Consider the following 22,066-nt stretch of genomic DNA (forward strand, 5'->3'; position numbering starts at 1 on the left):
GTCACGATGAACGTGCACTGGTGGATCGCGGGCACACTCCTGCTGGCACTGCTCGCGGCATCGGCTTGGCCCCCCTGGCAGAACATCCTGACCCGATACGAGCGACCCCGCCTACTCGGCAGCGTTATCGAGATCGCCCCGGACGACGTCACTCCTTACACCCTCACCAGGGTCACCGCCGGATGGTGTGTCGTACCGGCCGCACAAGGAGACCACATGGACAGCAACACGTGGGACTGGCATGTCCCTGGCTATACCGAGATTCGCGATCTCGGCACGGGCGCGTCAGGACGCGTCGTCATGGCGTGCGACGACATCGGCAGTGTGCTCGTCGCCATCAAATACCTCTCCAGCGACCTCCGCGCCGACCCTGCCTTCATCTCTCGGTTCCGGCACGAGGCTCCTGCGCTCGGACTGCTCGACGGTACGTTCACGGTGCGTTTCCACGAGTACTTCGAGAGCGCCCAAGGCCACGCCGCCGTCGTCATGGAACTGGTGGACGGCGTCTCCCTCCGGACCCTGTTGCGCTCCGAGGAACCGACGGGGCCGGAGGTCGCGCTCGTCCTGCTGAAGAGATCCCTCTCAGGGCTGGCCGCCGCGCACGCCAACGGCATCGTGCACAGGGACGTCAAGCCGGAGAACATCCTCGTGACGGGCGGCGGCGAGAGCAAGCTGGGCGACTTCGGCATCGCCGTCCACTCCGGGGACGGCATCGCCGGGGCCGGCACACCCCCCTACATGGCGCCCGAGCAGTGGTCGGGGTCACCGGCGTCGCCCGCGACCGACCTCTACGCCGCCGGCGTCGTGTTCTTCGAGTGTCTCACCGGCATCAGGCCCTTCCACGCGCGCAGCATCGCGGCGCTCGCCCACCTGCACCAGACCGCCGAACCTCCGATCAGGCAGGTTCCCCCCGCGTTGCGGACCCTTGCCGGGCGCGGCCTGGCCAAGCGGGCCGCGGATCGGCCGGAGAGCGCCGAGGCGTTCCTCGCGGAGCTGGAGTCGGTCGCGCGCGACGGGTACGGCTCCGGCTGGGAGGAGCGCGGCCGACGCAGGCTCGCGAGCCTCACCGGTCTGCTCGCTGACCATGAGCCCTCGCCCCGCGCCTTCCCTGCCGGCGTGACGCCGCCCAGGCCTCGACTCGCGAGGTCACCGGCCTTCAAGATGGCGAGCGGCGTCCTCGGCTGCGCGATGGCCGTCGCCGTGACCACCGTGGTGGTGAGATCGCTCGGCGACACCGACCTCCAGGCGAACACGACCTCGCTCACGCCGCGGTCGCCGTCCTCGGACACCGGACTCGACGGCGGCCCTCCGGATTCCGGCGACCGGGCCGACCTCGGCGGCACGGCCGGCCGGCCCGCGGCGGGCAGCACTCCTCCTGCGGCGGAGGAGGACCTCCCCGGTGGGCTCGACGCCTCGAAGAGACCCGGCACGATGAGGCGTGTCGCGCGGAAGCCGTCGCACGCCTCCATGTCCGATCCGGACAAGTCCCATCCCCTCTGCGCCGACGGGCAGGGGCACCCCAGGACACCCGCGCCGAGTCCCACACCGAACCCGTCACCGGACCCCGCGCCGAGCTCCGTACCGGCGCCCAGCGTGATCATCGCGCCGGCCGAGACGGCGTCGGCGGAACCGACCGCTCTCGCGGGCGATGAAGTCCCCGAGTAGGTGGCCGACCGTCCGCCGGTTCCAGGTCTGGCCGGAACGACCATCGTTGGGAGGGTGAGACATGGTCGAGGACGTACGGCGCGCACTGATGGAGGGGCGGTGGCCGGTGCCTTCGGCGGGGTCTGTGGTCACCGACTGGCCGGCCCGGTTGCCGTTCCACGTCGTGGACGGCGACGGGGAGGAACTCACGCCTGTGAGCGCCTACCTGCGCGATCTGATGCTCGGGAATGCCAGTCCCCTGACGTGCCGAAGCTACGCGTTCGGCCTCCTGCGGTGGTACCGGCTGCTGTGGTGCCTTGAGATCGGCTGGGAGGAGGCGACCCGGGCCGAGGTCGCGACGCTGGTCGCCTGGCTGCGGACCGCACGCGACCCACAGAGGAAACATCGGCGGTCCGAGCCGGGTCCCGCGGGATCGGTGAACCTCAGGACCGGCGAGCCGTCACCGCGAGAGGGGTACGCGCCGAGGACGATCAATCACGCGTTGACCGTCGTTCATGGCTTCTACTCCTTCCATGGCCGGTCCGGAAACGGTCCGGTGACCAACCCGGTTCCCGACTCCGCCCAGCGATGGCAGGTGCTGGCCCCCGGTCAGTCCCTGGAACCGGTCCCGATCGTCCAGCGGGCCCCGCTGCGGCGGCAGGTGGCGGGGCGAGCGCCACGGCCGATCCCCGACACGCTGTGGGACGAGCTTTTCGCGGCGATGGGCGGCGATCGTGATCGCGCTCTGCTGGCGTTCTACGTCAGCACCGGAGCTCGGGTGAGCGAACTTCTCAGGCTGACCTTGGAGGACGTCGACTGGGGCGGTCAGCTCATCTATGTCGTCCCCATGAGAACCAAGCTCCGCCAGCCGATCCCGGCCTCTCCGGACGCCTTCCGCTACCTGGGCCGATATCTGGCGAACGACGGGCTTCCCGCCCCGGGACAGCCGATCTGGCGGAGCCGTCGCGGCGAGTCCCGGCCGATGACGTACTGGGCGATACAACGGGTGCTGCGGCGCGCCAACGAACGGCTGGGCACCACGTGGACCTGGCACGACGTCCATCACACGGCCCTCACCAGGATGGCCGGCGGCGAGCGCCTCACCGCTGCCGAAGCACAGACCAGCGCGTCACGCGAAAAAGTTTCGGGACGAGAGCCGGAACAGACAGGGTAGTCGCCCTTCGACTGCGAAGAGGCGAAACTTTCAAATCCCCGCCTTGTGCATATTCCCTAGTCAAGGCTAATCAGAGCGCCTTTGACTCCGAAATGTTTCAGCTCAATCGTTGACACATTTCATTGGGTTTCTCACACTGGGTGCGGTCGACAAGCGGTGGCCGGAGAAAAGAGCCGAGCGTCGGAGCGGTATCGGGCGCTCTGCACGATCTTGCTCGACGCCTGACGTACTCGGCGTCCGTGAATCATCGATCGGCGTTTCCATCACGCTGCCCGGAAGGAGAGCCCTGATGATCAACAGATTGGGCCGCTCTGAGATCCGTTCGACGGTCGTCGCGCTGGTGGCGGCGGCGACGCTCGCGGCCACTGGAGCGGTATCGGTAGTGGTCGCCGAGGCCGCCGCGCCTCTTGCGGCCGGTGTCGAAGACGACGGTGCCAACTGCGCGGTGCCCGGCCTGCCCGACCAAGGATCCCTGCCCACCAACGCCAAGCTTCCCGATCCCTTCAAGAAGCTGGACGGCACACGCATCTCCACCAAGTCCGACTGGCGGTGCCGGCGGGAAGAGATCAAGAAGCTGGCGGAGAAGTTCGTCTACGGCGAGAAACCCGCGAAGCCGGCGAGTGTCACCGGCACCGTCTCCAGCACCAATATCACGGTGAACGTGTCGAACAACGGCAAGAGCTCCAGCTTCTCGGCGAGCGTCCAACTGCCCAGTGGCACCGGTCCCTTCCCGGCCGTGGTCGTGCTCGGCGGATTCGGCGCCGACACCGCCGCCATCAGAGCGGCCGGTGCCGCCGTCATCAACTACGACCCCTACGCGGTCGGCAAAGAGGGCACGCCACGCAACAACAAGCAAGGCGCGTTCTACAGCATCTACGGCTCCTCCAGCAGCACCGGGCTGCTCATGGCCTGGGCCTGGGGCGTCAGCCGGATCATCGACGTCATCGAACAGTCCAACGGCACCATCCTCAAGGCCGACGCGACCGGCGTCACCGGGTGCTCGCGATTCGGAAAGGGCGCCTTCGTGATCGGGGCGTTCGACCAGCGCATCGCTTTGACCATGCCCATCGAGTCGGGTAGCGCCGGTGTCCCCATCTTCCGCGGGATTCCCGGGGAAGGGGCCCAGAGCCTGAGCAGTGCCTACGGAGAGCAACCATGGCTGGGCGACGCGTTCGGCTCCTTCACGGGCAGCCCCACCAGACTGCCGGTGGACACCCATGAAATGGTCGCCATGGTCGCACCACGAGGACTGTTCATCATGGACAATCCCCACATCGCCAACCTGGGTCCCAAGTCCGCCAGCGTGGCGGCCCTGGGCGGCGCGGAGGTCTACAAGGCGCTCGGCGCGGGAGACAACATCACCTACTGGTCCGACATCCAGGACGGCAACCACTGCGCCAACAGGCCCGAATGGCGGACCCCTCTGCAGCAGACCATCCAGAAGTTCTTGCTGAAGACGGGCAACGCTCCCGGCGCGATCAGGATCTCGTCCAAGGCTCAGGGCAATTTGTCCGAGTGGAGAGACTGGCAGACTCCGGTCCTCAACGACTCCAGCCCGACCCCCACGCCAACCGGCCCCACTCCGACCCCGACCCCGACCCCGACGCCCACCCCGACCATCACCCCGACGCCGACGCCCACCGCGACGCCCGTACCCGGTGGATGCGCGGCCACGATCCAGACGGTGAACTCCTGGTCCGGCGGCTTCCAGTCCACCGTCACCGTCACCGCCGGCGACAGCGCCATCAACGGCTGGACGGTCAACTGGAGCTGGCCCGGATCCCAGGCCATCACCCAGCTGTGGAGCGGCATCCGCTCCGGCTCCGGAGCGAACGTCACCGTCCGCAACGAATCCTGGAACGGCAAGCTCTCCGGCAACGCCGCCACCACCTTCGGCTTCACCGCCAACGGCACCGCCGCCACACCGTCCCTCACCTGCACCGCCTCCTGACCGGCTCTGTGGGCTCAGGCGCGCTCTCCGTCGGCCAAGAAGGCCGTCAGTGCGGGGGCCAGGGCTTCGGCGGCGACATCGTGGGTCTGGTCGGACAGTTCCATCAGGCTCGCCGAGGAGAGAAGGTCGGAGACCGCGCGGGCGGCGTTCACCAGCCAGGGTTCGGTCGCCCCGCCGTACATCACGAGAGTGGGGACGGAGATGGAGGACCAGCGGTCGCGCGGGAGGGGGCGGCCGGTCATCGTGTCCGCCATGAAGCGGCCGTCGTAGGCGAGGGTGGGGGCGACTTTCTGCAGCTCGGGCCAGATCGGAGCGGCCTTCATCCCGGCGACGAACTCCGCGGGGATGCCGCACGGCCCGGTGAAGAACAGCTCCAGGGCCTCGCCACGCCGTCCCTCGGCCAGGTACGCGTCAAGGCGTTCCAGGTAGTCGCCGGGCACGGCCGGGCGGGCGTCGTCGACCACGAACGGGGGCTCGTACAGGGCCAGCCGGGTGATGGGCAGCCCGGCGGCGGCAGCGTCCATGGCCAGCACCGCGCCCGAGGAGAAGCCGCAGACGTTGGCCGTTCCGCCCGACTCGGCGATGAGCGCCGCCAGGTCCTCGATCTCGCGCTCCACGCTGAAGGGGACGGTGTCGCCGCTACCTCCGCGACCCCTGCGGTCGTACGCGTAGACCGTGTGGGTCGCGCCGAGCAGGCCGCCGAGCTGGGCTCCGAGCGAGATGAACTCCCGGTGTCCGGTGGCGCCGTACACGAGGATCAACGGCGTCCCCTCACCGTGCCGTTCGAAGGCGATGGGGGTGCCGTCCTTGGAGGTGATGGTGTTCATGGCTGATCTCCAGGCTTTCTCAGGGTTACTTGGGGACGTAGGTCAGCGCGATCACGCCGGAGTCGAGAGCGCGGCTCTCGGCCAGCTCCAGCGCCGTCTGGTCGGGCGATTCGGGGAACAGGCGCGCACCCGATCCGAGGACGACGGGGAAGACCATGAGCCGCAGCTCGTCCACGAGGCCCCGTTTCAAGAGCTCCTGGGCGAGCGAGCGGCTGCCGTGGACGAAGAGGTGGCGGTCGCCATCCTGGCGTTTGAGCGCCTCGACCTCGCTGGTCAGGTCGCCCTTGAGGAGGGTGGCGTTCCAGTTCAGCGGCTCGCGCAGCGTGCTGGACACCACGTACTTGGGCAGCTCGTTCATGCGGTCGGCGAACTCGCCCGTCACCCCGGGCCAGGCGGCGGCGAACCCCTCGTAGGTGACACGCCCGAGCAGCAGGGCAGAGGTCTCAAGCAGTTCCTTGTAACGGTAGGTGTCATGCTCGGGGGCGAAGCGCTCCAGCACCCAGCCGGCGTGCCGGAAACCCGGCTCTCCCCCCGGAGCCTGCATCACTCCGTCAAGTGAGACGAACTCGGACACGATCAGCTTCCTCATGATGACCTCCTCGTTGAAGACCGGCAGTGGAGGAGCGGGCGAGCCGATCGGCGTTCTCCGTACGGCATCGAACTCCAGCGCTCCAGCCGGAACTCCGTCGAACTGTCGCAGGGCGGTGCCTGGCCGGAGCCGGGCATGATGGCTGCGACTGGGAGGTTAGGCGCGGACAAGCGCTCAGGTCTTGTACAGAAGCGACAGTGGCTCCGACGGATCGCGACCGCTCAACTGCGTGACGTTCCGCCCGATAAAACGGGTCAGCGACCGCGCCAGGTGCGGTTGGTCGAAGTATCCGAGCCGATGGACCAGGTCGTGGGCCGGCACACCCTCCTGGATCAGGACCGTCGCCTGCCTGGCACGATTGATCTGCCGGATCGCGCCGCGGGTGAGTCCGGTCGCCGCCACGAAGCGCCGCTGGATGGTGCGTTCGGACACGTCCGGCGACGCGCCGCCGAGCACGGCGGCGACGATCGGGTCACAGACCAGAACGCCCTCACGCACCAGCCGCCGTACGAACACCTCGGCATTGTCGTAGTCGGGAAGGCGCCAGGCCGAACCCTTCAGCCAGAACGATCTGCGCGTGGCATCGGGGATCTCCGCGAAGCCGTCGACGAGCCGATTGATCGGAAGGTGCGGGATCGAGGTGCCGAGTGAGAACGTGATCCCCAAGAACGTCGCGTCTTCGGGGACGGGGGCCGCGCTCGCCCTCGACTCCGGCCCCTGAACGACCACGTTCACCTGACCGCGGTGCTCCCAGAAGACCAGGTCCCAATGCGCCGTCGCGATCGACGTCATCCGGTCGACGTCATGGCTGCTGCTCCGCCACACCCGCTCTATGTACGGTGAATCGGACGGCCGGCTCTCGACCTCCAAACCCATCCGAGTCGTTCCCCTCACGCTATCGGCGCTGTCGGCGCCGCCGAGCAGGCGGCGTGGCACGAGAGACCCCCTACCGCGGCTCGGACCTGACGCCACCCCGCGGAAGGCGGACCACCGGCCGCACCTCCCAGTTCGCTTTCAAACCCTACGTCGGCGACGCCCGTCATTGGCAGTGCTCAGTGCTTCCTGCCTGCGGGCAGTGCGAAACCGAGCCGGGCGGACTCGACTCCCGCGTCGTCAGCGCCTACGCGGTCCTGTTCGCGGGGTTCCTCGTGGTCGGGGGCCGGCTGTCGGACCGGGTCGGGGCCAGGCGGCTGTTCGTCGCGGCCTCGCCCGGAAATCGCCCTAGACCGACAAATTATTTAAAGATCACAATGTTCATGATAAATCGGCGAATCCACGCCAATAGGTCAACAATAACGACCGTGTTTCGCGAAAGCGAGTGGTAGTCGAGCGGATTCATCGGAAACGATCAGGACGGCGGCGCGGACGTGTGTTCGCGCCGCCGTCCTGACTGTTTCCTGACCTCGGCGATGCCGTCGCCACCGGTGAAAAGCGGCCCCTGAATGCGATGATCTCGGTAGGTCGAGAGGCCTGTGCACGAGATGTCCCATGAATTCACGGAATCTACGGAATCTCCGGTGGATTCAGCCGGGAGCTCAAGAAGGGAATTCGAGGTTCATGAAGATCCGAATAGCGTTTGTCGCCACGGCCATCGTGGCCGGGCTGTCGTTCTATGGATCGGCCGCGTCGGCTGACGCGGCTCACTTCACATCGACCGGCTCGGCGACACAGGCCGAGGCCGCCACTACGTCCACGAGTTCCGCGTCGGAGCTCGCGTGCTCGCGAGTCGGATGCGGCGACGTGACGTGTCCGCCGGGTTACACCTGCGTGTACTCGCCCAAGCAGTGCTTCACGACGCCCTGCCCGCAGTACGACTGCGTCCCCATCAACGGCGGAACCCCCAGCGGCTGGCCGTACCCGCCGAACTACGTGGTCAACCCGTACCCGTACCCGTATCAATATCCGTATCCGTACACCTACCCGTACCCGCGTCCGCGCCCGTACCCATACCCGCATCCGTACCCGCACCCGCGTCCCGGCCCTCACCCTGGGCCCCACCCCGGCCCGCGTCCTCTGCACCAGGAGCCCGTCCAGGCTGGGCTGGGCGGCCCGGCACCGGTGATCGCCGGTCAGATCCCCGGGCTCGGCGCCCAGGCACCGAGCCCGAATCTGGGAACGGGACCGCTTACCAACGGACCCCTTGGGCGCTAGCCCTTAGGTGATCGAGCATTCTTGACGCCGGTACCGTCGGCCACCCGGCCGGCCGTACCGGCTGACACGCGAAAAGGCGACGCTGCCACGGGCCGAAGTCCGGGGAGCGCCGCCTTTCTCGCTATGACGCGAGTCAGAGGCCGAGGCCAAGACCCAGGCCGAGGCCGAGGCCGAGGCCGCGGCCGCCGCCGCCGCCCACGCCGACTCCGTACCCGACGCCGCCGCCGTACCCGCTGCCGTAACCGGCGCCGTAGCCGTAGCCGCCGCCGTAACCGGCGCCGTACCCGAGACCGTAGCCGCCGCCGTACCCGAGGCCGTACCCGAGGCCGTACCCGGCGCCGTAGCCGAGGCCGTAGCCCCCGCCGAGGCCGTAGCCCCCGCCGAGGCCGCACCCGGCACCGACGACCGCGGGAACGATCGCGGTGGGAACGACGGCCGGGCCACAGGGGCAGCAGTCGGCCTTGGCGCTCTTGGCGATCTTCGCTGGCTTGGCCGCGTCGGCGGAGGCCATGGCGGCGGGAGCGATGACGGCCATGCCGGCGCATGCCGAAATGACCAGAAGACGGCGAATCATGTGTGACTTCTCCCTGTACGAATCATCGCCGCAGATGTCCACTCACAGACCTTCCGCTCAGCGATGATTACTGAATGTGACCGCTCAGAGAGTACCCAATGGCTGAACACGGATAAGGGCGGAGAACAGTCAGACAGCGGCAATGATTATGAGCACACGATCAAATGATTCTGAGTTAACAGCAATGTCGATCCGTACGTTTTACACCGGATCCGTACCTGCATTTTTGCCCGGTCCAAGGGATGCGGACCCACCCGCTCGATGACCTGAGCGGGCAGGACACCCTGGGGCGTACGGGAGGTCACCTCGGCGGCGCGGACTTTGCCTGGGCGGACGGCCACGAGGTGTGGACCAGTCCTCCGCTCTTCACCAGGCGATGGATTTTTCGGACGACAGCCGTTAATCGCCATCCGGCCATCCGAGTTCGTGTGACGCGGCCCACATAACACGCCGGCATGTTTAGGGCGGTCTCGTGGGGCACGTTCCCCGGCGTTCAAGGTGCCATCGCACGTTCCGATTTCCCGCCCCAGCAGAGGGGGTAACACCGATGGAAGCACGTCAGCCGTCGTCCAAGCTGCGAGACATCGCGAGCGGTAGCCGCTCGTACGAACCTCTGGCCTCCCGCAACGAGATCCGCGAAATGGCGTCGGGATGGGGCCCGGGGGACACCAACGAGCGGAAATGGCCCTACAAGGGCTAGCCCGAGCTTCTTCCTGGCAGGGAAGCCGTCCCCGGCGGCCGGATCCTCGTCATGAGCGGGAGCCGGCCGCCGCTCCATGCCCAGACCTACCGCCGCTCCGTGCCCAGACATATCAGTAAAGAACTGCAGGTCATATCGAGAAACATGCCGTGCGGCCAGGCGCGCGATACCGACCGGAGAACACCGGTAACGTGCGTTTACCTGGGTCCGCGCCCTTGCTCCGCAGGTGACGGCGGTGCATTACAAGCGCGATGGTAGGAAATTGCCGGAATGGGCGTCCTAGATGGAATATGTCGCCTTTTTCATGACTTGTGGTGTTAACCGAGGAGTCATGATCGTTGGCGAGGCTACGAGCGTCCCACACCGTTGATCGCCTTGGGAGCTCCCGTGTCGCACCTCGACCGAAGATCGTTCCTCGTGACAGGACTGGCCGCCGGCGCTGTCGCCACCATCCCCGCGACCACCGCACTCGCCGAACCCGACCCCGCCGCCGAGACCGCGCAGAGCCTGGCCGGAAGGGGCCTGCGCACCGACCCGTTCACGCTCGGCGTCGCCTCCGGCGATCCCGACCCCACCGGCTTCGTCATCTGGACACGCCTGGCCCCGCAACCGCTCGCCGAGGACGGCCTCGGCGGCATGCCCTCGCGCCCGTTCCCCGTGCTGTGGCAGGTGTACGCCGACGCGCGGTGCCGGCGCGTGGTGCGCGCGGGTGTGGCGGTGGCCGCGCCCGAATGGGGTCACAGCGTCCACGTGGAGGTGGACGGCCTGTCCCCCGACCGCGAGTACTGGTACCGCTTCCGCGTCGGACCATACGTCTCGCCCGCGGGCCGGACCAGGACCGCGCCGCACCCGCAGTCCTACGTCGGGGCGCTGGCCATGGCCTTCGTCTCGTGCGCCCAGTATGAGCACGGGTACTTCACCTCGTACCGGCGCCTGGCGGAGGACCGCCCGGACCTCGTCCTGCACCTGGGCGACTACCAGTACGAGTACACCAAGAACACCTACACCATCCCCGGCGGCAACGTCCGCGACCACGAGGGCCCCGAGACCGAGACGCTGGCCGGCTACCGGCAGCGGCACGCGCAGTACAAGGCCGACCCCGACCTGCAGGCCGCGCACGCCGCGGCGCCCTGGCTGGTCGTCTGGGACGACCACGAGGTGGACAACAACTGGGCCGACGAGGTGCCCGAGAAGCCCGAGCCGAACTTCCTCGCCCGCCGCGAGGCCGCCTTCCGCGCGTACTACGAGAACATGCCCCTGCGCCGCGCCTCCATCCCGCGCGGCATCGACATGCAGCTCTACCGGCGGATCCGGTGGGGGCGGCTGGCCACCTTCCACATGCTCGACACCCGGCAGTACCGCGACGACCAGGGGTGCGGCGACGGCTACGACGACTGCCCGGCGGCCGTGGACCCGGCCCGCTCGATCACCGGGGCCGCGCAGGAGGAGTGGCTGCTGAACGGCTTCCGCGAGTCCCGCGCCCAGTGGGACATCATCGGCCAGCAGGTCTTCTTCGCCCAGCGCGACAACAACGCCGGGCCCGCCAAGGTGACCAGCCAGGACGCCTGGGACGGCTACGTCGCCTCCCGTCAGCGGATCACCCAGGGATGGGTGGACGCGAAGGTGCGCAACCCCGTCGTGCTCACCGGCGACGTCCACGCGCACTGGGCCAGTGACCTGAAACTCGACTACGACGACCCGACCGGGCCCTCGGTCGGATCGGAGCTGGTCGCCACCTCGATCAGCACCGGCGGCAACGGAGCGGACTCCGACCCGGCCGCGCACCCGTACCTCGCCATCAACCCGCACCTGAAGTTCTACAACAACCAGCGGGGCTACGTGATGACGAAGATCGAGCGCGACCTCATGACCGCCGACTTCCGGGTGCTGCCGCACGTCCAGACGCCCGGGTCCGAGGCGTACACCAGGGCCACCTTCGTCATCGAGGACCGGGTGCCCGGCGTGCGGCAGACCTACCTGCGCCCGCTCGACCCCTCGCTCCGTACGGCCCAACCGATCACCGTCGAGGAGACCGTGGAGCTGGAGACCAAGCGCCCCTGACCTGCACACAGCTCAGCGGATCCCCCGGCGCTCGCCGGGGGATCCGCCCTGCGGGGCGGCGGTCAGCCGGTCGCCGCGGCCCCTTCGGGAGCGTCATTGTCGAGCCAGATCGGGCTCCAGTCGCTCAGCTCGTGGTAGCGGCGCAGCTCGGCCATCCCGCTGAGCCAGCCCATCCAGCCCGCGTAGGGAGGGCGCTCGGTGTCGAACCCGCTCTGGATGAAGGTGAGCCGCGTCCCTCCGCCGGAGTCCTCCAGCTCCCAGGTCGTGATGCCGGTCTCCGCCCAGTCGGTGGACAGCCTGCGCCCGGGATCGAGGTCGATGATCTTCGCGGCTTGACCGGCCTCGAAGCCTCCCATGGCGAAGCGCCCGCCGACGTACGGCTCGATCTCGACGCGGTAGCCGAACCACCTGGTGACCTGCTCGGAGTCGACGAGCGAGCCGAACACCGCCTCGCGTGGGGCGTCGATGGACGACCACCCTCGTAGCTCTGAAGAGGTGAAGTCGCACTTCGGCGTGAGCTCTCGGCCTTCCAGATAATCGACGAGGTTGGCGGTGGCCAGGTACCAGAACGTCTGCAGGACGCCTCGAATGGTCCTGCCGGTCATCGCGTCCTGCAAGTCGAAGTGGCTCTGGGACAGCGTCAGGATGGTCGATCCGGAACTCTCCTCCGAAAGGCGGATCTCCGTGGTGGTTTCCTCACCGCCCAGCAGCCAGGAGAACCGCAGCGTGGTGTCGTCGACGTGGAGCAGGCGCTGCCGGCCCCGCTCGCCGTCGGGGGTGTAGCGTCCCCAGAACTCGTACCGGTGGGGCAGGTCGACCTCGGCGTGCTCGGCCAGCCAGGTACGCAGCGCCTGGGGGTCGGTCAGCGCGTAATGGACCTCCTTGAGTGGCACGGCCACCCGGGCGCGCAGCGTCATCGGTTCACTCACGGGGCTCTCCCTTGGGGTAACAGGCCACGGCCAGCTTGAACGCGTCGCCTTCGGCGCCGCCGTAGCGGGTGAAAAGGTCTTGCAGCGTGCTCCGCAGATCGTTGAGGAACTCCTGGCGGCGCTCGGGCGGCACGCGGATCTCCCCCGACACCCCCACAGAGGGCAACTCGGGCCGGGCGCGGTCGAGCCCGGCGATGTCGGCCTGGACCTCCTCCATCAGGTCAAGGAGGTAGCCGAGGCTCAGCTCGTCCCGCGTCGCGCGCAGGCCGATGCGGCCGACCAGGCCCGGCGACAGCCAGTACGAACGGGCGCCGGCCTGATAGATGCCCTCGTTGATGCCGCGCACCCGGCGCTCGGACACCTGCTCCACCAGGCTCGCCTCCACCAGGCGCTTGACGTGGTAGTAGACGCGCTGCGGCGTCTGCTCCAGCCGTGCCGCCACCTCACCGCACGTGCGCGGCTCGGCGAGCTGCCGCAACACCTCTATGCGCTGCGGCTTGAGCAGGGCTTCGGCCTGCTCGATCTGCTCCAGGTACAGGATGTCTCTCATCGCAAAAACAATTTTGTACGTAAACCAGATTTTTGTCAAAGGTCTGCCGCGCACACGGAAGGAGCCGGGCCGCCACGGGTGGTTCCGTGGCTGCCCGGCTCCTGTTGGGGGGTGAGGGGGATCAGTCGATGGCGGTCAGGACGGGGTGGTCGTCCTTGGCGGGAGCGTGGTCGTTGTGGGTGGTGGTCGCGGCGGCCGGGGTGGGCTGGTGGGCGGGTGCGGTCTGGTCGGTGACGGAGGGGGGCTCCTCGTCGGTGGGCTGGTCGGGGGTGGTGGGCTGGTTGGTGTTGCGCAGGATGGTGGCGGAGATGACGGCCAGGGCGATGAAGATGGCGGCGCCGACGGCGGCGACGGTGTTGAGGCCGGTGGTGTAGGCGGTCTGGGCCGTGGTGACCAGGTCGGTGGCGAGTCGCCCGGTGAGGTTCTGGGCGGTGGCCAGGGCGGCGGTGATGCTCTCTGTGGCGGTGTGGGCGGCGGTGGCGGGCAGGTTCGCGGGCAGGTCGCCGGCGAGGTCGGTGCGGTAGACGAAGGTGGCCAGGCTGCCCAGGGCGGCGACACCCATGGCGACGCCGAACTCGCCGCTGGTCTGGCTGATGGAGGCGACCGAGCCGGCCTTGTGCGGGGGTACGGCGCCCATGACGAGGTTCATGGTCAGGGACATGGGGAAGGCGATGCCGAAGGAGGCGAGGACCAGGCCGGTGATGAGGTAGGGCAGGCCACCGGTGACGGGGACCTGGGTGTGGATGATCAGGCCGGCCGCGGCCACGATCAGACCGGCGGCGATGACGTAGGCGGGGCGGATGGCGCGGGCCAGGGCGGGGGCGGCCATGGAGCCGACGACCATGGCGATGTTCTGGGGAAGGAGCCACAGGCCGGCGTTCATCGGGCCGAGGCCCTGGACCGTTTGCAGGTAGAGGCTGGACAGCAGGGTGGTGCCGGCCATGACGATGCCGGCCAGGAGCCCGACGCCCATGGCGGAGCTGAAGAACCGGTTGGCGAACAGCCGCACGTCCAGCAGGGGGCTTTGCAGGGTGCGCTGGCGCAGGGTGAACACGATGCCGATGGCGATGCCGGCGGCCAGGGCGACCAGGGGGGCGGGGTGGGCGCCGGTACGGGCGAGCTCCTTGAGGCCGTAGATGGCGGGCAGGATCGCGGCCAGGGACAGGGCGACGCTGGCGAGGTCGAGGCGTCCGGGGTTGGGGTCACGGTACTCGGGCAGCAGGCGGGGGCCGACGACGAGCAGCATGATCATGACAGGGACGCCGAGCAGGAACGCCGAGCCCCACCAGAAGTGCTCCAGCAGCAGGCCGCCGACCAGGGGTCCGAGGGTCATGCCGCCCATGAAGCAGGCGAACCACACCCCGATGGCCGAGCCCATCTCCTTGGGGTCTTTGAACATGTTGCGGATCAGGGCCATGGTGGAGGGCATCAAGGTGGCGCCTGCGACGCCGAGCAGGGCGCGGGAGGCGATGAGCATCTGCGGGTTGACCGAGTACGCGGCCAGGATGGAGGCGACGCCGAAGGCGCCCGCGCCGATGAGCAGGAGCTTGCGGCGGCCGATGCGGTCTCCCAGGGTGCCCATGGTGACCAGGAACCCGGCCAGCATGAACGAGTAGATGTCCAGGATCCACAGCTGCTGGGTGGAGTCGGCGCCGAGGCTTGCGCTCAGGTGCGGCAGGGCCAGGTACAGCACGCTGATGTCCAGCGACAACAGCAGGGTGGGCAGAGCCAGCACCGCCAGCCCGATCCATTCGCGCCGCCCGGCCCGTGAACCCGGGCCGGTCTCGAGGTTCGCATTCATCGCACATTCCTTCGTGATCGGTGGTCCGCGACACAGCGGGTCGTGACGCAGGCGGACTGCGCCTTGCCCTGCTATCCGGCCGATGGGGTGGACGCGCGGCTTCGTGGCGCCGTCGCCCCGTCCGGCCGTTGATCTTCGTTGATCGGTTCGCCGTTCTCCGCGCCGGACCGCGACCGCTTCCGGTCTCCGATCCGCGCCACTTCGAACATGTGAATACCGTCCCACCGACAAACTTATTTGTCAAGGCGATTTTTGTCTTCGGCGCGCGGCATAGCCAGACGGGGCCGACGTGTGCCGATTTGGGGGCGCGCTGTGGCTGCCGTACGGGGTGGGCGACGCGCGGATGGGGTTCGCCCACATGGCTGTCGGCGCCCTCGCACAGGCGAAGGGCGCCGACAGGTTCGGGCCGACTACCAGGAAGCCGTGGGGTACCAGCCGTAGCCGAACATTGCGGGCAGCCGCACGTCCCAGTACAGGAAGGTGAACGTCCCCGCGACGATGAACGCCACGGCGGTCACCGTGGCCAGACGGGCCGGCCTGGCCGTCAGCCACCGCGCGAACCGGCCCTTGGCCGCCAGCATGAGCAGGGCGAACAGCACCGCCATGACCACGACGTTGCCGAGGGACTGCAGGATGAACACGGCCGCGCCGTAGAAGGGGTTGTGGGTCTCGGCGGCGTAGGTGAACAGCTTGTGGAACAGCGGGTACGGCCGGCCGATGAGGAACCCGCCGACCAGCGCGCCGAGGACCACCAGCCGGGCGTTCGGGAAGCGCTGTTCCAGCCGCGCCAGCGGGTCGGGCAGGAGCCGGAGCGCGGCCAGGCCGAGCCAGATGAACGCGAGCCCGATGATCCCGAAGACCACGCTGGCCTGGAGCAGCCGTACGGGCAGCCCGTCGCCCACGGTGGCGGTGGAGAGCTGCGGTAGCCGTTCTCCGAAGAGGGCGCCGATCGCGCCGTACAGCCCGCTGACCACGATCATGCCGAGTGCGAGCCTGCTGAGCGGGCGCAACGTCTCGCGGAGGCGGCTCCGCCACGATTCGCCCTGCCGTACGAGCGGCACCACGGCGCCGAAGGCGGCGACGTTGCAGGCGGTGAACGTCCCGGCGAGTCCGGAGACGAACGCGAAGACGGCTCCCGCCACGACCCCCGTGATCGCGGTGCCCTTGGCATCGTGACCGAGCAGCGTGTTGGCGACGTTGTCCCCGATCACGCTGTCCACGAAGTGGAACGACCACAGGGAGGCGGCGACCGCGCCGGCGAGGACACTGAGGAGGACGAGGCGGGCTCGGCGGCTGGGAACAGTGGAGGGCAGGGGTTCGTGACGGCTCTCGGCGGCATCGGTAAGCGTCATGGCACATCCTCGCGAAAGCGTGAAATCGGGGACATGTGCGTGATAGGTGGCCACCTACGACACGACTTTGAGGCAGCGATCTACGACGGTCAAGGGGGCGTCCGGCACTCGACGCACCCGTAGGGGGGCCTGTTCCAGCTCTCACTGCTCGGGCGGCGGATCGGTGAGCCCGCCGTCCACCCGATCACGCACGGCCGACGCGTATGGTTGGAGAAGACGGTCCGCATCGGCGCTCCCGGCCGGAAGGGGGTGACGGGCATGGAATTACGTCAACTCCGCTACTTCGTCACCCTGGCCGAGGAGCTCCATTTCGGCCGGGCCGCCGCGCGCGAGCACATCGTGCAGTCGGCGCTGAGCCAGCAGGTGCAGCGTCTGGAGCGCGAGCTGGAGGTGCGGCTGCTCGACCGCAGCACCCACCACGTCGAGCTCACGGCCGCCGGCGCCGCGTTCCTGGTGGAGGCCCGGCAGATCCTCGACAATGTCGGCCGCGCCGCGCAGGCGGCCCGTACCGCCGCCGCCTCCGCGCCCACCCTGCGGGCGGGCATCATCGACGCCGGCTACGACTCGATGCCGCAGATCCTGCGTGCGGTCCAGCAGCGCCATCCGGGGCTGACGATCCACCAGGTGGAGATCGGCACGCCCGAGCAGTACCGGCAACTGGCCGACGGCCGCCTGGACATCGGCATCGGCCGGGCGTCCCTGACGCCCCCCGGCGTGGCCTCCGAGCTGGTCAGGCTCGACCCGCTGGGCGTGCTGATCCCCGAAAGCCACCGCTTCGCCGGCCAGGAGGGCGTGCCCGTCGCCGCGCTCGCCGACGAGGCCCTGCTTCTCGGGGAGGACACCCGGACACCGGAGTTCAACCAGTTCGTCGTAGAACTGTGCCGCTCGGCCGGGTTCGCGCCCACGGTCTACGAGGGCACCGTCGAGAGCAACCGCGCGGCGGCCGACCTCGTGCTCCAGGGGCGGTGTGTCCTCTGCGTCCCCTCCTCCTCGCGCACGTCCAACCGGCCCGGCACGATCTGGAAGCCTCTGACCGAACCGGCCGCGCGCTATCCCTGGTCGCTCCTGTGGCGGTCCGGCGATCCGTCCGCCCACATCACGGCGGTGATCGAGAGCGCCAGGCATCTGGCAGACCGGCTCGGATGGCTGGCGACCGCCGACCTGTCCGCCGACTGATCTCCCCGGCGGCGGTCATCGGTTCTCGTGATGGCCGCTTCTCGTATTGATCGTTTCCCCGCGGCCGGAGATGGGCTTCACTGGGAGCAGGGCCTGCGAGCCGTCGGCCGCGTCCACCCGATAGGAGGTCCTCATGGACCTGTCCACCCACGTGCTGTCCGACCGGACCGTCTGCCGAGTATCCGGAAAAGTCGACATCTTCACGACGTACGCGCTCCGCGAGTACCTCCTGGCCGCCTTGGACCGGCCGGGACGCAGGCTTCTCGTCGACCTGTCCGGGGTCACATTCGTCGACTCCAGCGGGCTGGGCGTCCTGGTCTTCATCAGGCGCATGGCCATGCGGCGCGGCGGGACGCTACTCCTGCTCGCCCCGACGCGGTACCTGCGCCGGTTGCTGACGGCCAGCGGCCTCGCGGCCACCTTCGCCGTCAGCCCCCGTCTTGTGAACCCCCCGTCAGGCCGAACCGGCGCTCGTGACCCCATGAGAAGCCTCTGATCCCGCCAGTACGGCCTCGGCGGACTCACCCCGTCCACGGCCTCGCAGGTGGCCACCGGCGGGCGACAGGCTCAGCCGTACGGGAGGGGCTTCGGCGGCGGGCCCGGCGGAGGCGGCGGCCTGCGGCCCTTCTCCTCGTCTCGCCCTGACCGCGCCGTGCGGACGCAGGCCCGGCGCGTGGTCCCAGCCGGTGAGGACGAGCAGGCGGCGAACATACGGGGGCGCGGAGAGCAACGTCAGGCCACGGCCGCCTTGGAGCCGGGAGGCGGCGGCGACCAGGGCGCGCAACCCGCCGACGTCGACGAACCCCACACCGCCGAGGTCGACGTACAAGGCGCCGCCGTCCCTCGTCGCCGACGCCAGAGCGTCAGCGAGGACGGGGAGGGTGGTGTGGTCGACGTCGCCTTCGAGCCGCAGGCTCTGCCTGGCCCTGAGCCAGAAGATCCTCAGGCGGCCCTCGCCGAACTCGACGATCGGGTCGGAGCGTTCCGTCCTGTCCATGCCCACTCCTACGGGCTCGCCGTACGGGGGGCCGCAGGAAATCCATACGGCACGGAGACAGGTTCTTTCTCATTGAGAACCGTCTCGATGAACCGATCGTCCTCCTGAGAGGGCGCATGGCGAAACAGCCGACCTCAGCAGGACTCATCTCCATTCCAGATGACCGATCAGGGCCCGTAGCAGTGGCCGGAGTACGCTGAGAGGGACGCCGACACTCCGCAGGGTCTATCTCGTTTGGACGGGGAATCATGGCGGACACCGAGCCCACGTGCGAGTTGCATCTTCGAATGGCGGGCCAGGCCCATGACCAGATGCTGCGCCTGCACGGTGCCCGGCCCACCGAGGACGATGTCGCGGCCTGGATGCAGGAGGGCGCGGTGATCCGGCTCCAGGTCACGGAAACGGCCAATCGGGCCCCGCACACCATGCTGGTGAACTTCGGCAGCGTGGTCTTCGCCTGGCTCTGTCCGTACAAGTCCAGCGGAGGCGTCTCACTGTAAGGCCGGCGGAACGGCGGGCGGCCCACCCCTCGTGAGGGTCGCTCCGTTGGGGCCGGCCGTCCGGCGCACCCCCGCACCCCTATCGGGCGCTAGGGGTACACCACCGGCTTTTCTGGCCTGACGACCGACCGCCCGGGGCGCCCAGGCCGAGCGTCGGATGGGGGCTGACCGGATGGTGTCCGGCTATTTGAGCATTTATCGCGAGATCATCAGCCGAGTTTAAGCAGGTCAACCCTGGTGCCGACATGACCCGGAGCCCCATGCGACCGCTCCCGAAACCGTGCCCTCAGGCCCTGGCGGACGTGGCCGAAAAAGCGCTATCGAGGGCCCGTGGTGGGCGAGAAGCGTATCGATAACGAGCGGATAGCGACCCCTAATAGCTTCGTTTTTGCGAGCAGGAAAACGGCACGGACGTGAGCCACAGGCCACAGACGAGGGGTCAGCTGAAATGATGGAGTACATCAAGGCCACCGCCGCCCGGATCATCGTCGTCACGATCATCGCCGCTGGCGGCGCCGCGGCCCTCAGCACCGCCGCGACGGCCGAGACCGCCCCCGTCACCATCGTGCCCACCGCGACCTCCACGCTGGTCCCGGCCTCGGCGACCCCGCCGGTGTCCGTGATGTACGGCAACACCCCCTGGGGCTGAGCCCCAGCCGAAAGTGGGGAAAGCTACGTGCGGCCGGAGCGTGACGCTCCGGCCGCTTTCGCGTTCATGGGCGGTTGATTACCCGGAAGAATCATGGGCGAGAGATATCGGGGAAACTCTCCGGCGGCCCCTATAGGGCCCCCCTAGTGCCCGGCGTGACCAAGATTCAGGCACTCCCTACCCGGGGGGTGTGAAAGCGGATTTTCACCCGGTGTTCGAGGATCATGAATTTCACAGTCAGGCGAATGGCCGGATCCGGCCTGACCTTGACGCCGCCCCCTCCCTCGCCACCGGGCGGATGCGGCGGCTACCTGAGGGTGGAGGAGATCACCTTGGGCTTTGCGCCGCGGCCGGAGTGCCGCTCGCGCTCGACGGTGCCGCGGCGGACGCGGCACCAGCGGGAACGGTGATGCCGGACAGGACCAGTGTGACCAGCGCAACGCCGGGGGCGACTCGCACGGGCCGATGCTACAGCGCGGGGGTTCACGGCCGGCAGGAGACGGCGACGCGGTCCCAGGAGTTGTTGGCGTATCCCTTGGGGTTCCACAGGTGGCCGGGGTACTCGGGCTGGGTCGCGCCGGTGGTGTCCCAGGCCCGCGCGGTGATCGCGGCCTCTCCTTCGGGAAGGTCGACCGTGATGCGCCAGTGCTGCCAGGCCCAGGGGCCGTCGGGCGGGTCCAGGCTCGCCTGCAGCCAGGTGCGGCCCTCGTCGAGGGAGACATCCATGCGGGCCACGGCGCGGTCGTCCCCCGCGTACGCGTAGCCGGTGACCTCGACCGGACCGGGATGGAGCCGGTCGCCCTGGCCCGGTCGCAGGATGGCGCAGTTGAGGGCGACCGAGCTCAGGGAGATGCCGTCGCCGGGTTTGGCCCGGTCGGGGTCCGCCTCCGCGGGCAGGATCCGGTAGGCGACGGCCTGGAAGTAGTTGCAGGAGGGCTCGGCCTGGGCGGTGACGCGCTGGAGCCATTTGACGCTGCGGGCCCCGATCCAGCCGGGTACGACCGCGCGGACGGGGGCGCCGTGGGCCCGGGGCAGCGGCCGGCCGTTCATCGCCCAGGCCAGCAGCACCTCTCCGGCGGTGGCCTTGGCGACGGTGATGGACCCGCCGTACGGCTCGGGCGGACCCTTCTGCTCGGAGACGTCGGGGGCGGCGAAGGCAACGTGCGCGGCCTCGGGCCGCAGGCCGGCGGAGGCCAGCACGTCGGCCAGGCTCACCCCCGTCCAGCTCGCGGTGGAGGTGGCCCCCGGTCCCCACCGCTCCTCTCCGGGGATGTCCCGTACCGTGAGGAACCCGGCGCGGCGGTTGCCCGCGCACTGCAGGGTGGCCACGACGGTCCGTTCGGGGAAGGACGCGCGCAGCTCGTCCAGGGACAGCGTCAGCGGCCGGTCGACCAGGCCGTCCACCGTGAGCCGCCAGGCGGCGGCGTCCAGGTCGGGGATGGGGCCGTGGTTGCGGCAGTAGAAGGTGGCGATCGGCGTGATGGGCTCGCCGGCCAGGGCGCCCGGCGGTGGCTCGGCGTTGTACGGCCGCGCGGTGTGCACGACCATGTCATCCCTTTTATGCCATATGCCCACATTGTTCCGGTTACCCCTGGGCCGGGGTCGCGACACCTCGCGGTCTAGGAGTGCGCCTGGGCGAGCTGCCGCTCCGCGTCGGAGAGGTAGTCGCCGAGAAGCCGCTCGGCGCCCGGGGCGTCCCCGGCTTCGATCAGCTTGAGGATGTCGCGGTTGCGCCCCAGATAGGGCTCGTGGAAGGCGCGGGGATTGCTCATCGCGAGGAAGCTGAGGCGCAGCTCGGCGAGCACCTGCCGCATCATCTCGTCGAGCCGGGAGCTGCCGGCCAGCTCGACGATGGCCTGGTGGAAGAGCATGTTCGCGGTGCCGACGTCCTCCCAGCGGAGCTCGGCCGCCGCCCGCTCAGCGCCGTGGACCGCGTCGCGAAGGGCGGCGAGCACCTCGCCGGAAGGCGTGACCCCCTGCTCGCCGGAAAGCGCGAGCCCCTGACGGATCGCGGCGCACTCGATGAGGCGGCGGAGGCGGTAAAGGTCGGCCACGTCATCGGCGGTGAGTCGGCGGACGAAGACGCCGCGGTTGAGCTCGTGGACCAGCAGCCGCTCGTGGGACAGGAGGCGGAACGCCTCCCGCAGGGTGTTGCGCGAGACGCCGAGGGCCGCGCCGATCGACTCCTCCGACAGGCGGGCGCCGGGCTCGAACACGCCCTCGGTGATGCGCTGGCGCAGGATGGCCGCCACGCGCTCGGCCGTGCTGGTGCGCCCGAGCAGAACGCGATCTTGCTGGAGCAGCTCGGCCGCCCGCGCGCCGCCATCGGTCACGACCCGCTCAACCCCTTCGTCGCAGCGACAGAACGGAATCCTAACATGAGACTATTGTCATATCGTTGAACGATCCTTATGTTGAATATATCGGCTTCACCGGGAGCC

At 69.0% G+C, this 22,066-nt stretch carries 20 protein-coding genes; 9 read left to right on the forward strand and 11 right to left on the reverse strand.

What is annotated here, in order from left to right; all coding sequences use genetic code 11:
* The first annotated feature begins 6 nt into the window (after positions 1–6).
* From ACGFIV_RS28660 to ACGFIV_RS28670, 3 genes are all read left to right on the forward strand, one after another.
* Entirely contained in the window at positions 7–1,665 is a 1,659-nt protein-coding gene (locus tag ACGFIV_RS28660; protein WP_358558696.1) for a protein kinase, read from the forward strand.
* A gap of 61 nt (positions 1,666–1,726) precedes the next feature.
* The gene (locus ACGFIV_RS28665) at positions 1,727–2,818 is read left to right on the forward strand and encodes a tyrosine-type recombinase/integrase (RefSeq protein ID WP_392838209.1); all 1,092 of its coding nucleotides are present in this window, start codon (positions 1,727–1,729) and stop codon (positions 2,816–2,818) included.
* Positions 2,819–3,107: 289 nt separating this feature from the next.
* Positions 3,108–4,769, forward strand: a complete 1,662-nt coding sequence (locus ACGFIV_RS28670) for a cellulose binding domain-containing protein (protein WP_358558700.1) — start codon at positions 3,108–3,110, stop codon at positions 4,767–4,769.
* A gap of 14 nt (positions 4,770–4,783) precedes the next feature.
* On the opposite strand, the gene ACGFIV_RS28675 is transcribed toward ACGFIV_RS28670, so the two are convergent.
* From ACGFIV_RS28675 to ACGFIV_RS28690, 4 genes are all read right to left on the reverse strand, one after another.
* Positions 4,784–5,596 carry an alpha/beta fold hydrolase gene (locus tag ACGFIV_RS28675; protein ID WP_392838210.1) on the reverse strand — a complete coding sequence of 271 codons (813 nt, stop codon included), beginning with the start codon at positions 5,594–5,596 and terminating at the stop codon, positions 4,784–4,786.
* A 25-nt stretch (positions 5,597–5,621) separates the two neighbouring features.
* Positions 5,622–6,185, reverse strand: coding sequence for a dihydrofolate reductase family protein (locus ACGFIV_RS28680; protein ID WP_358558703.1), 564 nt, complete (start codon positions 6,183–6,185; stop codon positions 5,622–5,624).
* 174 nt (positions 6,186–6,359) lie between these two features.
* Positions 6,360–6,977, reverse strand: coding sequence for a helix-turn-helix domain-containing protein (locus ACGFIV_RS28685; protein ID WP_358558705.1), 618 nt, complete (start codon positions 6,975–6,977; stop codon positions 6,360–6,362).
* A 1,492-nt stretch (positions 6,978–8,469) separates the two neighbouring features.
* Entirely contained in the window at positions 8,470–8,910 is a 441-nt protein-coding gene (locus ACGFIV_RS28690; protein ID WP_392838211.1) for a hypothetical protein, read from the reverse strand.
* 547 nt (positions 8,911–9,457) lie between these two features.
* Here ACGFIV_RS28690 and ACGFIV_RS28695 point away from each other — a divergent pair.
* Together ACGFIV_RS28695 and ACGFIV_RS28700 are read left to right on the forward strand one after the other, a co-directional pair.
* On the forward strand, positions 9,458–9,610 hold the full coding sequence (locus tag ACGFIV_RS28695; RefSeq protein ID WP_358558709.1) for a hypothetical protein: 153 nt from the start codon (positions 9,458–9,460) through the stop codon (positions 9,608–9,610).
* Between the two features lie 387 nt (positions 9,611–9,997).
* The gene (locus tag ACGFIV_RS28700; protein WP_392838212.1) at positions 9,998–11,671 is read left to right on the forward strand and encodes an alkaline phosphatase D family protein; all 1,674 of its coding nucleotides are present in this window, start codon (positions 9,998–10,000) and stop codon (positions 11,669–11,671) included.
* A 62-nt stretch (positions 11,672–11,733) separates the two neighbouring features.
* Here the strand turns inward: ACGFIV_RS28700 and ACGFIV_RS28705 are convergent, their stop codons facing one another.
* The 4 genes from ACGFIV_RS28705 to ACGFIV_RS28720 form a co-directional block, all read right to left on the reverse strand.
* The gene (locus ACGFIV_RS28705; protein ID WP_358558713.1) at positions 11,734–12,600 is read right to left on the reverse strand and encodes an SRPBCC family protein; all 867 of its coding nucleotides are present in this window, start codon (positions 12,598–12,600) and stop codon (positions 11,734–11,736) included.
* Complete coding sequence (locus ACGFIV_RS28710) at positions 12,593–13,150, reverse strand: helix-turn-helix domain-containing protein (RefSeq protein ID WP_358558714.1); 558 nt, start codon at positions 13,148–13,150, stop codon at positions 12,593–12,595. The genes ACGFIV_RS28705 and ACGFIV_RS28710 overlap by 8 nt, the downstream gene beginning before the upstream one ends.
* 121 nt (positions 13,151–13,271) lie before the next feature.
* Positions 13,272–14,951, reverse strand: coding sequence for an MFS transporter (locus ACGFIV_RS28715; RefSeq protein WP_392838213.1), 1,680 nt, complete (start codon positions 14,949–14,951; stop codon positions 13,272–13,274).
* Positions 14,952–15,361: 410 nt separating this feature from the next.
* Positions 15,362–16,303 (reverse strand): sulfite exporter TauE/SafE family protein, encoded by a 942-nt coding sequence (locus ACGFIV_RS28720; protein ID WP_392838214.1) that lies wholly within the window; start codon positions 16,301–16,303, stop codon positions 15,362–15,364.
* 258 nt (positions 16,304–16,561) lie between these two features.
* Between ACGFIV_RS28720 and ACGFIV_RS28725 the strand changes: the two genes are divergently transcribed.
* Both ACGFIV_RS28725 and ACGFIV_RS28730 read left to right on the forward strand, forming a co-directional pair.
* Positions 16,562–17,479 carry a LysR substrate-binding domain-containing protein gene (locus tag ACGFIV_RS28725; RefSeq protein WP_358550175.1) on the forward strand — a complete coding sequence of 306 codons (918 nt, stop codon included), beginning with the start codon at positions 16,562–16,564 and terminating at the stop codon, positions 17,477–17,479.
* Between the two features lie 133 nt (positions 17,480–17,612).
* Positions 17,613–17,975, forward strand: a complete 363-nt coding sequence (locus tag ACGFIV_RS28730) for an STAS domain-containing protein (protein ID WP_358550173.1) — start codon at positions 17,613–17,615, stop codon at positions 17,973–17,975.
* Here ACGFIV_RS28730 and ACGFIV_RS28735 read toward each other — a convergent pair.
* Positions 17,934–18,476, reverse strand: coding sequence for an STAS domain-containing protein (locus ACGFIV_RS28735; protein WP_358550171.1), 543 nt, complete (start codon positions 18,474–18,476; stop codon positions 17,934–17,936). The two genes, ACGFIV_RS28730 and ACGFIV_RS28735, sit on opposite strands and share 42 nt — an antisense overlap.
* Before the next feature lie 248 nt (positions 18,477–18,724).
* Between ACGFIV_RS28735 and ACGFIV_RS28740 the strand changes: the two genes are divergently transcribed.
* Together ACGFIV_RS28740 and ACGFIV_RS28745 are read left to right on the forward strand one after the other, a co-directional pair.
* Positions 18,725–18,976 (forward strand): hypothetical protein, encoded by a 252-nt coding sequence (locus ACGFIV_RS28740; protein ID WP_358550169.1) that lies wholly within the window; start codon positions 18,725–18,727, stop codon positions 18,974–18,976.
* 448 nt (positions 18,977–19,424) lie between these two features.
* Entirely contained in the window at positions 19,425–19,625 is a 201-nt protein-coding gene (locus ACGFIV_RS28745) for a hypothetical protein (RefSeq protein ID WP_358550167.1), read from the forward strand.
* A 483-nt stretch (positions 19,626–20,108) separates the two neighbouring features.
* Here the strand turns inward: ACGFIV_RS28745 and ACGFIV_RS28750 are convergent, their stop codons facing one another.
* Together ACGFIV_RS28750 and ACGFIV_RS28755 are read right to left on the reverse strand one after the other, a co-directional pair.
* Positions 20,109–21,173, reverse strand: coding sequence for a sulfite oxidase (locus ACGFIV_RS28750; RefSeq protein WP_358550165.1), 1,065 nt, complete (start codon positions 21,171–21,173; stop codon positions 20,109–20,111).
* Between the two features lie 71 nt (positions 21,174–21,244).
* Positions 21,245–21,958 (reverse strand): GntR family transcriptional regulator, encoded by a 714-nt coding sequence (locus ACGFIV_RS28755; RefSeq protein WP_358550163.1) that lies wholly within the window; start codon positions 21,956–21,958, stop codon positions 21,245–21,247.
* Between the last annotated feature and the right edge of the window lie 108 nt (positions 21,959–22,066).

It is taken from the genome of Sphaerisporangium sp. NPDC049003 (assembly GCF_043197795.1).
In the GTDB taxonomy this organism is placed as follows: Bacteria; Actinomycetota; Actinomycetes; order Streptosporangiales; family Streptosporangiaceae; genus Sphaerisporangium.

Coding starts and splice junctions, on each gene's coding strand:
- ACGFIV_RS28660 (WP_358558696.1), top strand. CDS start 7: ATGAACGTGCACTGGTGGATCGCGGGCACACTCCTGCTGGCACTGCTC.
- ACGFIV_RS28665 (WP_392838209.1), top strand. CDS start 1,727: ATGGTCGAGGACGTACGGCGCGCACTGATGGAGGGGCGGTGGCCGGTG.
- ACGFIV_RS28670 (WP_358558700.1), top strand. CDS start 3,108: ATGATCAACAGATTGGGCCGCTCTGAGATCCGTTCGACGGTCGTCGCG.
- ACGFIV_RS28675 (WP_392838210.1), bottom strand. CDS start 5,596: ATGAACACCATCACCTCCAAGGACGGCACCCCCATCGCCTTCGAACGG.
- ACGFIV_RS28680 (WP_358558703.1), bottom strand. CDS start 6,185: ATGAGGAAGCTGATCGTGTCCGAGTTCGTCTCACTTGACGGAGTGATG.
- ACGFIV_RS28685 (WP_358558705.1), bottom strand. CDS start 6,977: ATGACGTCGATCGCGACGGCGCATTGGGACCTGGTCTTCTGGGAGCAC.
- ACGFIV_RS28690 (WP_392838211.1), bottom strand. CDS start 8,910: ATGATTCGCCGTCTTCTGGTCATTTCGGCATGCGCCGGCATGGCCGTC.
- ACGFIV_RS28695 (WP_358558709.1), top strand. CDS start 9,458: ATGGAAGCACGTCAGCCGTCGTCCAAGCTGCGAGACATCGCGAGCGGT.
- ACGFIV_RS28710 (WP_358558714.1), bottom strand. CDS start 13,150: ATGAGAGACATCCTGTACCTGGAGCAGATCGAGCAGGCCGAAGCCCTG.
- ACGFIV_RS28715 (WP_392838213.1), bottom strand. CDS start 14,951: ATGAATGCGAACCTCGAGACCGGCCCGGGTTCACGGGCCGGGCGGCGC.
- ACGFIV_RS28720 (WP_392838214.1), bottom strand. CDS start 16,303: ATGACGCTTACCGATGCCGCCGAGAGCCGTCACGAACCCCTGCCCTCC.
- ACGFIV_RS28725 (WP_358550175.1), top strand. CDS start 16,562: ATGGAATTACGTCAACTCCGCTACTTCGTCACCCTGGCCGAGGAGCTC.
- ACGFIV_RS28730 (WP_358550173.1), top strand. CDS start 17,613: ATGGACCTGTCCACCCACGTGCTGTCCGACCGGACCGTCTGCCGAGTA.
- ACGFIV_RS28735 (WP_358550171.1), bottom strand. CDS start 18,476: ATGGACAGGACGGAACGCTCCGACCCGATCGTCGAGTTCGGCGAGGGC.
- ACGFIV_RS28740 (WP_358550169.1), top strand. CDS start 18,725: ATGGCGGACACCGAGCCCACGTGCGAGTTGCATCTTCGAATGGCGGGC.
- ACGFIV_RS28745 (WP_358550167.1), top strand. CDS start 19,425: ATGATGGAGTACATCAAGGCCACCGCCGCCCGGATCATCGTCGTCACG.
- ACGFIV_RS28750 (WP_358550165.1), bottom strand. CDS start 21,173: ATGGTCGTGCACACCGCGCGGCCGTACAACGCCGAGCCACCGCCGGGC.